Annotated in this window: 10 protein-coding genes and 1 pseudogene; 2 read left to right on the top strand and 9 right to left on the bottom strand. The window is 73.9% G+C overall.

What is annotated here, in order from left to right:
- The first annotated feature begins 90 nt into the window (after nucleotides 1-90).
- Both ACFRAR_RS31745 and ACFRAR_RS31750 read left to right on the top strand, forming a co-directional pair.
- Nucleotides 91-1,959, top strand: a complete 1,869-nt coding sequence (locus tag ACFRAR_RS31745; RefSeq protein ID WP_380702502.1) for a S9 family peptidase — start codon at nucleotides 91-93, stop codon at nucleotides 1,957-1,959.
- Nucleotides 1,956-2,591, top strand: a complete 636-nt coding sequence (locus ACFRAR_RS31750) for a hypothetical protein (protein ID WP_380702504.1) — start codon at nucleotides 1,956-1,958, stop codon at nucleotides 2,589-2,591. The genes ACFRAR_RS31745 and ACFRAR_RS31750 overlap by 4 nt, the downstream gene beginning before the upstream one ends.
- Nucleotides 2,592-2,613: 22 nt before the next feature.
- Here ACFRAR_RS31750 and ACFRAR_RS31755 read toward each other — a convergent pair whose 3' ends face one another.
- The 9 genes and pseudogenes from ACFRAR_RS31755 to ACFRAR_RS31795 form a co-directional block, all read right to left on the bottom strand.
- Nucleotides 2,614-3,399 (bottom strand): SURF1 family protein, encoded by a 786-nt coding sequence (locus ACFRAR_RS31755; RefSeq protein WP_380702506.1) that lies wholly within the window; start codon nucleotides 3,397-3,399, stop codon nucleotides 2,614-2,616.
- 148 nt (nucleotides 3,400-3,547) lie between these two features.
- The gene (locus ACFRAR_RS31760; RefSeq protein ID WP_380702508.1) at nucleotides 3,548-4,837 is read right to left on the bottom strand and encodes a hypothetical protein; all 1,290 of its coding nucleotides are present in this window, start codon (nucleotides 4,835-4,837) and stop codon (nucleotides 3,548-3,550) included.
- Nucleotides 4,830-5,375, bottom strand: a complete 546-nt coding sequence (locus ACFRAR_RS31765; protein WP_380702510.1) for a SigE family RNA polymerase sigma factor — start codon at nucleotides 5,373-5,375, stop codon at nucleotides 4,830-4,832. The genes ACFRAR_RS31760 and ACFRAR_RS31765 overlap by 8 nt, the downstream gene beginning before the upstream one ends.
- Nucleotides 5,376-5,676: 301 nt before the next feature.
- The gene (locus ACFRAR_RS31770; protein ID WP_380702512.1) at nucleotides 5,677-6,732 is read right to left on the bottom strand and encodes an aspartate-semialdehyde dehydrogenase; all 1,056 of its coding nucleotides are present in this window, start codon (nucleotides 6,730-6,732) and stop codon (nucleotides 5,677-5,679) included.
- 60 nt (nucleotides 6,733-6,792) lie between these two features.
- Nucleotides 6,793-8,073: an aspartate kinase gene (locus ACFRAR_RS31775; protein WP_380702514.1), complete on the bottom strand. Its 1,281-nt coding sequence runs from the start codon at nucleotides 8,071-8,073 to the stop codon at nucleotides 6,793-6,795.
- Between the two features lie 322 nt (nucleotides 8,074-8,395).
- The gene (locus ACFRAR_RS31780; RefSeq protein WP_380702516.1) at nucleotides 8,396-9,109 is read right to left on the bottom strand and encodes a DUF5063 domain-containing protein; all 714 of its coding nucleotides are present in this window, start codon (nucleotides 9,107-9,109) and stop codon (nucleotides 8,396-8,398) included.
- The gene (recR, locus tag ACFRAR_RS31785; RefSeq protein WP_380702518.1) at nucleotides 9,102-9,701 is read right to left on the bottom strand and encodes a recombination mediator RecR; all 600 of its coding nucleotides are present in this window, start codon (nucleotides 9,699-9,701) and stop codon (nucleotides 9,102-9,104) included. The genes ACFRAR_RS31780 and recR overlap by 8 nt, the downstream gene beginning before the upstream one ends.
- Nucleotides 9,702-9,884: 183 nt before the next feature.
- Nucleotides 9,885-10,223: a YbaB/EbfC family nucleoid-associated protein gene (locus ACFRAR_RS31790; protein ID WP_380702520.1), complete on the bottom strand. Its 339-nt coding sequence runs from the start codon at nucleotides 10,221-10,223 to the stop codon at nucleotides 9,885-9,887.
- Nucleotides 10,224-10,382: 159 nt separating this feature from the next.
- Nucleotides 10,383-11,136 (bottom strand): annotated as a pseudogene (locus ACFRAR_RS31795) (DNA polymerase III subunit gamma and tau); the annotation flags it as partial.

Raw genomic sequence — 11,136 nt, forward strand, 5'->3', positions numbered from 1 at the left:
CACCCGGACCGCGTCCCCGCCCCCCGGGCGGGTGGGCCGAGCCCCACCCGCCCGTTCCCTTCCCTCCCCCCGATCGGGTTGGATGGTCGGATGAGCGAGGAGAAGAGCGCCGTACCGGCGTGGGAGCAGCGGTTCCGGGCAGCACGCGTGTCCCTGCCCGACTGGGCCGATGACGCCCCCGACCGGGCGCTGTACGTGTCCAACGCGACCGGCACCTACGAGGTCTACGCCTGGGACCGCGCCACCGGCGCCCACCGCCAGGTCACCGACCGCCCGAACGGCACCACCGACGCCGAACTGTCCCCCGACGGCGACTGGGTCTGGTGGTTCGACGACCACGACGGCGACGAGTTCGGCGTCTGGCGACGCCAGCCGTTCGCGGGCGGCCCGGACGAGGAAGCCGTGCCCGGCCTCGCCGCCTCCTATTCGGCCGGTCTGGCCCTCGGCCGCGACGGCACCGTGGTCGTCGGCCGCTCCACCGACGAGGACGGCACCACCCTGCACCTGCGCCGCCCCGGCGGCGCCGGGCCGGTCGAGATCTACCGGCACGAGGAGTACGGCGGCGTCGGCGACCTCAGCCACGACAGCACGCTGCTCGCCATCGACCACACCGAGCACGGCGACGCGATGCACTCCGCGATCCGGGTCGTCCGCCTCACCGGGACCGGCGGCGTCGAGACCGTCGCCGAGCTGGACGAGGTGACCGGCCGGGACGAGCCGCGCGGCGTCGCCTGCCTGGGCTTCGCCCCGGTCGAGGGCGACACCCGTCTGCTGGTCGCCCACCAGCGCACCGGCCGCTGGGAGCCGATGATCTGGGACGTCGCCACCGGCGCCGAGACCGCCCTCCCGCTGCGCGACGAGCAGGGCCGCGAGCTGCCCGGTGACGTCTCCGCCCAGTGGCGCCCGGGTGCCGGGGAGCTGCTGGTGGAGCACGAGTACGAGGCCCGCAGCGAGCTGTTCTCGTACACGCTCGCCGACGGCCGGCTGACCAGGCTGGACACCCCGCGCGGCACCGTCGGCGGCGCCACCGCCCGCCCGGACGGCACCGTCGAGTACCTGTGGTCCTCCGCCGCCGAGCCCTCCGCCGTCCGCTCCACCGCCGGGACGGTGGTGCTGCGGGCGCCCGGTTCGGTGCCGCCCCGCTCGGTGCCGGTCGAGGACGTCTGGGTGGACGGCCCGGGCGGCCGGGTGCACGCGCTGGTGCAGCGGCCGACGGCGCCCGCCCACGGTCCGTACCCGACGGTGTTCGAGATCCACGGCGGCCCGACCTACCACGACAGCGACGCCTTCGCCGCCGGTCCGGCCGCCTGGCTGGACCACGGCTTCGCGGTGGTCCGGGTCAACTACCGCGGCTCGACCGGCTACGGCCAGGCCTGGACGGACGCGCTGCACGAGCGGGTCGGCCTGATCGAGCTGGAGGACATCGCGGCGGTCCGCGAGTGGGCGGTCGCGAGCGGCCTCGCCGACCCGGCGCGGCTGGTGCTCACCGGCGGCAGCTGGGGCGGCTACCTGACCCTGCTCGGCATCGGCGTCCAGCCCGGGAGCTGGGCCCTCGGCCTCGCCGTCGTCCCGGTCGCGGACTACCACACCGCGTACGCCGACGAGATGGAGGCGCTCAAGTCGCTGGACCGCACGCTGTTCGGCGGCACCCCGGAGGAGGTCCCGGAGCGCTTCACCGCCTCCTCGCCGCTGACCTACGTCGAGCAGGTCCGGGTGCCGGTCTACATCAGCGCCGGCGTCAACGACCCGCGCTGCCCGATCCGGCAGATCGAGAACTACGTCGAGCGGCTGGAGGAGCTCGGCAAGCCCCACGAGGTGTACCGGTACGACGCCGGGCACGGGTCGCTGGTGGTGGAGGAGCGGATCAAGCAGCTCCGGCTGGAGATCGACTTCGTCCGACGGCACCTGCCCGCGGCGTCGGCGGGGGCCGGCGCGAGCGGTGCCGGGGGCACGGAGTGAGACGTCTGCTGATGCTCGCGGGGGTCGTGGTGGCCGGGGCCCTGGTGCTCACCGGCTGCTCGGGATCACAGCAGAACGACGCCGCCTGCCCGCCCCCGGTGGGCCCGCCGGCGCCGAACCCCTCGGCCGCGGTGCCCACCGGCACCGCGGTTCCGGCCGTACCCGCCGTACCCGCCACCCCTGCGGCTCCCGCGGTTCCCGCCGCCGGTGCCACCCCGCCCGCCATCCCGCCCGCCATCCCGCCCGCCACCGCGACCAAGGCGAGCGCGGTGGGCACCGGTACGGCCGTCCGGCCGGCGACGTACGAGCAGACCGACCCGGTCGGCACCGCGGACGGGACCGTGGAGCTCGCCAAGGGCTCGAAGGGCTCCGGCGGTTCCTCGGGTTCGAAGGGTTCCAAGGGCTCCAAGACCGGTCGCACCGTGCACCACCACATCGACCACTACGACTCCGACGACACCTCCGGCGGCAACGGCAACGGCCACTGCCACAGCGACCCGACGCCGCTGCCCACCGGCTCGTCCTCCCCGACCCAGCCGCCGTTCCCGGCACCGACGCCGACGCCGACGCCGACCGTGCCGCCCGCCAAGCCCGCTCCGGCACCGGCCCTGCCGACCCCGCCGAAGCGCTGAGGAGGGCCGGGAAGCCGCTCGGTCAGTCCAGGACCGGGTCCAGCCCGAGGACCCGGTCCTGCTCCGCCTCCGCCTCGCGGCGGACCAGGCGGAACCACATGAAGACCACGAAGCCGCCGAAGACGAACCACTCCAGGGTGTAGCCCAGGTTCTGGAACGCCCGCAGGGTGAGGCCGTCCCCGCCCTGCGGCTGCACGGTCGGCACGGGGGTCAGCCCGGCGGGCGCGTCGTCGGTGGCCACCCAGCCGTCGTACCAGCCGTCGTACTCCAGCACGTTCAGCAGCGACGCCCGGTTGATCATCCCCAGCTGCCCGGCGGGCAGGCCGCCCGCCACCGCGCCGTTGCTGCCCGCGCCCTCGTTGGCCTGCAGACGCCCGGTCACCGTCACCTGCCCGCCCGGCGGCGGCCCGGCGGCGCCCGCACCCGGCTCCCCGGGTGCCCAGCCGCGCACCACGGCGACGGCGTGCCCGTCGGCGGTGCGCAGCGGGGTGAGCACGTAGTAGCCCTGCTTGCCGTCCAGCACGCGGTTGGGGACGAGCAGCTGGTGCTCGGTGTCGTAGCTGCCGGTCACCGTCACGGTCTTGCCGACGGTCTCCGTGTTCACCTGCGGAGTCGCCTGATTGAGCAGGGCGTCGATCGGCCGGGCGTCACCCGCGGCGGTGACGGACTGCTTGACCTCCTGGTGCGTGGACACCCGGTCCTCGAACCGGCCGAGCTGCCAGGAGCCCAGCCAAAGGCACACCGCCACGGCCGCCACGGCCAGGGCGGTGCCGCCGAGCCAGCGGGGAGTCAGGAGGAACCGGTACACACCCCCACGGTAACCACTCCTCACACCCGTCCGGCCCCCGGGCCCCGGGCCACGGCCTCGTTCTCCGTCACCCGGGGGGTGGTCGCCCTGGGTGGTCACCCAGCGTGGTCACCCCGGGTGGTCACCCCGGGTGGTCACCCCGAGGTGGTCACCCCGACGTCGGCGAGCCCGACGGCTGCGGCGCCGGACCGTCCAGCCCCTGGACGCCACCGCGGTAGACGGTGCCGCTGCACGGCACCGGCAGCGTCGCCGTGGCGGCCGCCGGGCTGCCCGGGGCGGGGGTGTGGGCGAGGGTGACGGTCTGCGGCACGGTGGGCGGGTTGCCGCTCGGGGAGGCGGTCGGGCTGGGGTCCGTGCTGGGGCCCGCCGACGGGGACGAGGACGCCTGCGGGTTGGAGCTGGGCACGCTGCTGGTGCCGGAGGCCGGGGCGCCGGACTCCGTGGTGGGGACATCCGAGCGCAGGCGCGCCTGGTTGACGCCGGTGGACGGGCTGGTCACGGTGCCGGAGCCGGTACAGGTCTGGTCGGGGACCCAGGCGAACGGCACCCGGTACCCGGCCCGCGGCGCGAGCACCGGCGGCTCCGCGTCCATCGCGGGCAGGCCGGCGGCCGGATCGCCCGGGGCGTGGTCGGCGGTGCGGACGCGGCCGCGGTCGCCGCCGCTGACGGCGGTGACCTCCACCGAGCCGGGGCCGCCGAGCCGGCAGCTGCGCCCGGAGACGTTGTAGACGGTGAACGAGCCGTAGATCCGCCCGGCGCCGTCGGCCGTGCCGACCTGCGCGGCGCCCTCCCCGAGGTCCGTCCGGGTACACAGCGGGACGATGCCGCTGTCGCCCGCGCCGGAGCTCCCGCTGGGCGCGACGCCGCCGTCGGTGCGGGTCGCCGCGCCGCCGGGGACGTGCGAGGCGGCGGCCGTGCCCGGGGACGTGGGCCCGCCGGTGCCGCTCGGACCGGTGTGCGAGGCCGTACCGGTGCCGTCGGTGCCGGCGGCACCGCTGGGCGAGGTGGCGGCCGGGCTCTTGGCGGCGGCGGAGCCGGGGCCGCCGGAGAGCCCGAGGTGCTCCCCCTCGCGCAGGACGGGCAGGCCGATCGCGACGACGAAGGCGAGTGCGGCCGCCCCGGTCCAGGCGCCCCGCCGCGCGGCCCGCCGACGGGGCACCGCCCTCCGGATCCGCGGCAGCCCGCCCACCGAGGGCTGGATCCCGGAGACGGCGCCGTGCATCAGCTCCCGCAGCGTCCGTTCCTCGGCGGACAGCGCCACGAGGTCCGACAGGTCCGGGTTCTCCTGGGTCCCCTGGGTCCCAGGGGTCTCCGGGATCCCCGGTGCCCGGCCGACGGCACCGCCCGCCCCGTCCGCCGGTCCCACCGCGGCCCTGTCGGCCGGCCTGTCCTCCGGCCTGTCCTCCGGCCCCCGCCGACCGCCGTCAGCCTCAGCCATGTCCGGCCTCCATCTGGATGCGGAGGGCGGCGAGTCCGCGCGATCCGTAGGCCTTCACCGAGCCGAGCGAGATGCCCAGGGTCTCGGCGACCTGCGCCTCCGTCATGTCCACGAAGTAACGCAGCACCAGAACCTCCCGCTGACGGCGTTGCAGACCCCGAAGAGCGGCCTTCAACTGGTCCCGCTCCAAGGCATCGTAGGCACCTTCTTCTGCACTGGCCATGTCAGGCATGGGCTTCGGCAGCAGTCGCAGTCCGAGGATGCGGCGGCGCAGCGTGGAGCGGGACAGGTTGACGACCGTCTGCCGCAGGTAGGCCAGGGTCTTCTCGGGCTCGCGCACCCGGCGCCGGGCGGCGTGCACCCGGATGAACGCCTCCTGGACGACGTCCTCGCAGGTGGAGAGGTCGTCCAGGAGCAGCGCGGCAAGCCGCAGCAGCGAGCGGTAGTGCGCCTGGTAGGTCTCGGTGAGCAGGTCCTCGCTGGTACCCGCGTCGGTACCGGCACCGGAGTCCGCCGCACCGGGTGCGGCCGCCGTCATCAGGTCTTCTTCCGGCTTACTCACAGGCCACAGGGCGCGCGACGGGAAGGCCGTCGCGGCTCTCGCCGGGATGCCCGTCCTTGCCCCCACCATCACGTTCGCCACGCACGTTGGACACTCGATCCCCTGTCATGGTTGCCCGGCCCGGGGCCCATTCTTCCGCATCGACGGAAGAGGCCTCCAGGGGATTCCCCCGGGATTCCGGACAGATTGTGTCGAGGAGCGGACACAGGTATGGACACGGGGCCGTCCAAGACAGGGCCGTCCAACACGGGGCCGTCCGACACGGGGCCGTCCCCGGCTACTCCCCCGTCAGCTCCCCGGCCACCAGCTCCGCGAGCTGCACCAGGTTGAGCGCCGCCCCCTTGCGCAGGTTGTCCCCGCACAGGAAGAGGTCCAGCGCCTCCGGCTCGTCCAGCGCCCGCCGGACCCGCCCGACCCAGACCGGGTCCGTCCCGACCACGTCGTTCGGTGTCGGGAACTCGCCCGCCGCCGGGTCGTCGTAGAGGACCACGCCCGGCGCGTCCCGCAGGATCTCCTGGGCGTGCTGCTGGGTGACCTCGCGCTCGAACCGCGCGTGCACGGCCAGCGCGTGGGTGCGGACGACCGGGATGTGGACGCAGGTCGCCGAGACCTTCAGCGCGGGCAGGCCGAGGACCTTGCGGGACTCGTCGCGGATGCCCATCTCCTCGGCGGACCAGCCGCCCTCGCGCAGCCCGCCGGTCCAGGGCACCGCGTTGAGCGCGAGCGGGGCGGCGAACGGCCCCTGATCGGCGATCAGCGCGCGCAGGTCGCCGGTCTGCCGGCCGACCGGGGTCCCCGCCACCAGTCCGGTCTGCGCGCGCAGCGCGGCCTCGCCGGCCCGGCCCTCGCCGCCGGCGGCCTGGTAGGAGGCGACCACGAGCTGGGCCAGCCCGTACTCGGCGTGCAGCGCGCCGACCGCCGCGATCATCGCGAGGGTGGTGCCGGCCGGGCCGGCGACGATGCCGCGCGGGCGGATCCGCAGCGCGGCCGCGTTGACCTCCGGGACGACCAGCGGCACGTCATCGGCGGTGCGGAAGGCGGCCGAGCCGTCGATCACCACGACGCCCTTGGCCACCGCGATCGGCGCCCACTGAGCGGAGACCCGGTCGGGGACGGCGAACACCGCGACGTCGATCCCCGCGAAGGCCTCCTCGGACAGCGGGACGACCTCGACGGCCTCCCCGCGCACCACCGCCTCGCGGCCGGCCGGGCGCGGGGAGGCGACGAGCCGGATCTCGCCCCAGACGTCCTGGCGGAGGGAGAGCAGGCCGAGCAGCACCTCGCCGACCGCGCCGGTGGCGCCGACGACGGCGAGGTTCGGACGCCGGGTCATCGCCCGGCGTCCCGGCCCGGTGCCCGGGTCATCGCCCGGCGCCCCCGTTCCGCCCCCGGGTCATCGCCCGGTGCCGCCGTAGACGACGGCCTCGTCACTCTCGCTGTCCAGGCCGAAGGCGCTGTGCACGGCGCGGACGGCCTCCGGCACGTCGTCGGCGCGGGTGACCACCGAGATGCGGATCTCCGAGGTGGAGATCAGCTCGATGTTGACGCCCGCGGCGGACAGCGCCTCGAAGAAGGTCGCGGTGACGCCGGGGTTGGAGCGCATGCCGGCGCCGACCAGCGAGATCTTGCCGATCGCGTCGTCGTAGCGCAGCGACTCGTAGCCGATGCCCTCCTTGACCCGGCCGAGCGCGTCGATGGCCTTCTGGCCCTCGGTCTTGGGCAGGGTGAAGGAGATGTCGGTCAGGCCGGTCGACGCGGCGGAGACGTTCTGCACCACCATGTCGATGTTGACCTCGGCATCGGCGATGGCACGGAAGATGCGCGCCGCCTCGCCCGGCTTGTCGGGCACGCCCACGACCGTGACCTTGGCCTCGGAGGTGTCGTGGGCGACTCCGGAGATGATGGCCTGCTCCATCTCGCCCCCTTCGGGCTTGTTCGGGTTGTCGTTGCTGACGATCGTCCCGGGAAGACCCGAGAAGGACGAGCGTACGTGAATCGGGATGTTGTAGCGCCGGGCGTACTCCACACAGCGGTCGAGCAGCACCTTGGAGCCGGACGAGGCCAGCTCCAGCATGTCCTCGTAGGCGATCCAGTCGATCTTGCGCGCCTTCTTCACCACGCGCGGGTCGGCGGTGAACACGCCGTCCACGTCGGTGTAGATCTCGCAGACCTCGGCATCGAGCGCGGCGGCGAGCGCGACGGCGGTGGTGTCCGAGCCGCCCCGGCCCAGCGTGGTGATGTCCTTGCTGGTCTGGGAGACGCCCTGGAAGCCGGCCACGATCGCGATGTTGCCCTGGTCCAGGGCGGTGCGGATGCGGCCGGGCGTCACGTCGATGATGCGCGCCTTGTTGTGGACGGAGTCGGTGATGACCCCGGCCTGGCTGCCCGTGAAGGACTGCGCCTCGTGCCCCAGGGATTTGATCGCCATGGCCAGCAGCGCCATGGAGATGCGCTCTCCGGCTGTCAGCAGCATGTCGAACTCACGGCCGGCAGGCAGCGGTGACACCTGCTCCGCGAGTTCGATGAGCTCGTCCGTCGTGTCGCCCATCGCGGACACCACGACGACGACCTCATGGCCGGCCTTCTTGGTGTCAACGATTCGGCGGGCCACGCGCTTGATGCCTTCGGCATCCGCAACGGATGAGCCGCCGTACTTCTGCACGACAAGGCCCACGTGCGCTCCTCGACTCGAAGTCTTTTCCGGGGGCTGAAGGCCCCCGTACCCCCCTGGGGAGAGGGGGGTGCGGTCGTCGTCAGTCTACCGAGCAGGGGTGCTCCGACCGGCGCTTTCCATATGGTGAGACGGTAGTTTCAGCACGTGGGCGGCGGTGCGGAGGCCTCCACCGGCAGGTCTGCGGGCGATTCGGTACGGCTCCGGAGAATCGGCGGATCGCGGGGCGGCGATCCGGCCGGATTTCTTTTCCGGCCGACCCGCTGAGGCATTCGTCACAATGCGCGGACGCATTCGCGGAATGCCCGCCACCGGTTGTCTCCGCTTATCGGCCGAGGCCGAGCTCGGCCGCCATCAGGTCGCCCGCCTGCTGCTCCAGCTGCTCGTCGGTGAGCCCGTCGTCGTCGGTGTCCGCGCCGTCCGGCACCGCGCCGATCGGACTGTCCAGCCGGACGTGGGCGATCAGCGACTGCAGGGCCCGCAGCACCGCCGTGCAGGTCGTGCCCCAGTTGGAGAGGTACGAGAACTGCCACCACCACAGCGCCTCGCTGACCCGGCCCTCGCGGTAGTGGGTCAGGCCGTGCTGGAGCTCGCTGACCACACCGGCCAGGTCGTCCGAGATCCGGAAGGCGTTGGGCTTCTCCGGCGGACCGTACGGGTCGAAGACCTCGTGGTAGACGTCGATCGGCGCGAGCAGCACGGCGAGGCGCTCGCGCAGCTGCTCGCCGTCCGGCTCCGGGCCCGCGTCGGGCTCGAAACGGTCCTCCGGGACGACGTCCTCGATCGCGCCCAGCCGGCCGCCGGCCAGCAGCAGCTGCGAGACCTCCAGGAGCAGCAGCGAGACCGCGCTGCCCGGCTCGTCCCCCTTGGCGACCTCGGTGACGGCGAGCACGAAGCTCTCCACCGAGTCGGCGATCTGCACGGCGAAGTCGTCCGGCTCCGAACCGTGGCCGTGGCTGTGCGAGGTGTGGGCCCCCGGTTCCCCGTGGGACTGCTGGTGGGGGGTGTGGGGCTGCTGGTTGATCGTCCGGTCAGACATCGAGCAGTCGTCTCCCTTCGAAGGCGCGGCCGAGGGTGACCTCGTCCGCGTACTCCAGATCCCCGCCGACGGGCAGGCCGCTCGCCAGACGGGTCACCTTCAGGCCCATCGGCTTGCAGAGCCGGGCCAGGTAGGTGGCGGTCGCCTCCCCCTCCAGGTTGGGGTCGGTGGCCAGGATCAGCTCGGTGACCGTGCCGTCCGCGAGGCGCGACAGCAGCTCGCGGATGCGCAGGTCGTCCGGGCCGACGCCCTCGATGGGGCTGATCGCGCCGCCCAGCACGTGGTAGCGGCCGCGGAACTCACGGGTGCGCTCGACGGCGACGACGTCCTTGGGCTCCTCGACCACGCAGATGACGGCGAGGTCGCGACGCGGGTCCAGACAGACCCGGCACTGCTCGGCCTCCGCGACGTTGCCGCAGACCACGCAGAAGCGGACCTTGTCCTTGACCTCCAGCAGCGCGTGGGCGAGCCGGCGCACGTCGGTCGGGTCGGCCTGCAGCACGTGGAAGGCGATCCGCTGCGCGCTCTTGGGCCCGACGCCGGGCAGCCTGCCCAGTTCGTCGATCAGGTCCTGAACCACGCCCTCGTACAACGTCGCGCCTTCCCTCGGATGGTCGGTGGTGCTCCGGTGCCATCATCCAACGAATCGGGCGTCGGACACAGCGCCCGACGCCCGACTCCCACATAAATCACATGGGTCCATCGTCTGAACTTCAGACCTTCTGGCCCCAAGAATCCGGTGTTCAGAACATCAGAACACCGGAACGGCAGAACATCAGAACGGCAGGCCGGGGATGCCGCCGCCAAGACCCTGGGTCAGCGGGCCCATGCGCTCGGCCTGCATCTTCTGCGCGGCCTGGTTGGCGTCCCGGACGGCCGCCAGGACCAGGTCGGCCAGGGTCTCGGTGTCCTCCGGGTCCGCCGCCGCCGGGGCGATGGTCAGCGCCACCAGCTCACCGGCACCGGTCACCGTCGCCTCGACCAGTCCGCCGCCCGCCGTACCGTTCACCTTCGTCTCGGCCAGCTCCTGCTGGGCCTTCGCGAGATCCTGCTGCATCTTCTGCGCCTGCTTCAGCAGCTGCTGCATGTTGGGCTGGCCACCACCGGGGAACACGGCTGTCTCCTTGCTGTCACGGCTGTCTTGCGATGCTTCGTGCGTCACCGCCGAGCCTACGTGCTGCGTGCCGCACGGAGCCCCGGGAACAGGGCTCGGGTCAGGGACGGCTCGGGGACGGCTCAGGGGCCGCGGCCAGGCCCGAGGCCGCCGCCCCGATCAGGAGCCCTGGTGGTGGATCTCCTCCAGCACCGTCGCCCCCAGCTCGCGGATGATCAGCTCCTGGCCGGAGAACACGTCCTCCTTGAGGTCCGGGTCGTCCGCCTCCGGGATGTCGTCCTCCGGGGCCACCGACCGCACCGGCCGGGCGGGCTGAGCCGCCACGGGCGGCGGGGCCTGCACCGGCGCGGCCTGCACCGGCGCGGCCTGCGCGGACGGAGCCCGGACGGGCGCGGGCGCGGCCTGGACCGGCGCGGCCTGCACGGGCGCCGGGGCGGGCGCGGACATCGGCGGCGCGGCCGCCGCCGGACGCGCCGGGGCTCCCCAGCCGCCACCACCCTGGGCGCCGCCGGACGGCACACCACCGGACGGGCCACCGGCACCGCCGGACGGGTCGATGATGCACTCGACCCGCCAGTCCACGCCCAGCGCGTCGGCCAGCGCGGAACGCAGCACGTCGTCGCTGTTGCTGCCGACGAAGCTGTCCCGGGCTCCGGCGTTGATGAAGGACACCTGGAGCACGCTGCCGTCGAACCCGGCCACCTGGCCGTTCTGGCTGAGCAGGATCCAGGTGAAGCGGCGGCGGTTCTTCACCGCCTCCAGGATCTGCGGCCACAGCTGCCGGACCTGCGCGGCACCCTGCTGCGCGGCCGCCGACGGCTGCCCGCCGGGGGCCGCCGCCGGGGCGGGAGCGGGCACGGGGGCGGCCGGAGCCGGGGCGGAGGCCGGGGCCGGAGCGGCCTGCGGCGGGGCG

The organism is Kitasatospora sp. NPDC056651, from assembly GCF_042792155.1.
Classification (GTDB): Bacteria; Actinomycetota; Actinomycetes; order Streptomycetales; family Streptomycetaceae; genus Kitasatospora.

Excerpts from the sequence above, each read along its gene's own strand:
- ACFRAR_RS31760 (WP_380702508.1), bottom strand. The coding sequence starts at position 4,837 with ATGGCTGAGGCTGACGGCGGTCGGCGGGGGCCGGAGGACAGGCCGGAG.
- ACFRAR_RS31780 (WP_380702516.1), bottom strand. The coding sequence starts at position 9,109 with ATGTCTGACCGGACGATCAACCAGCAGCCCCACACCCCCCACCAGCAG.
- ACFRAR_RS31745 (WP_380702502.1), top strand. The coding sequence starts at position 91 with ATGAGCGAGGAGAAGAGCGCCGTACCGGCGTGGGAGCAGCGGTTCCGG.
- ACFRAR_RS31765 (WP_380702510.1), bottom strand. The coding sequence starts at position 5,375 with ATGACGGCGGCCGCACCCGGTGCGGCGGACTCCGGTGCCGGTACCGAC.
- ACFRAR_RS31770 (WP_380702512.1), bottom strand. The coding sequence starts at position 6,732 with ATGACCCGGCGTCCGAACCTCGCCGTCGTCGGCGCCACCGGCGCGGTC.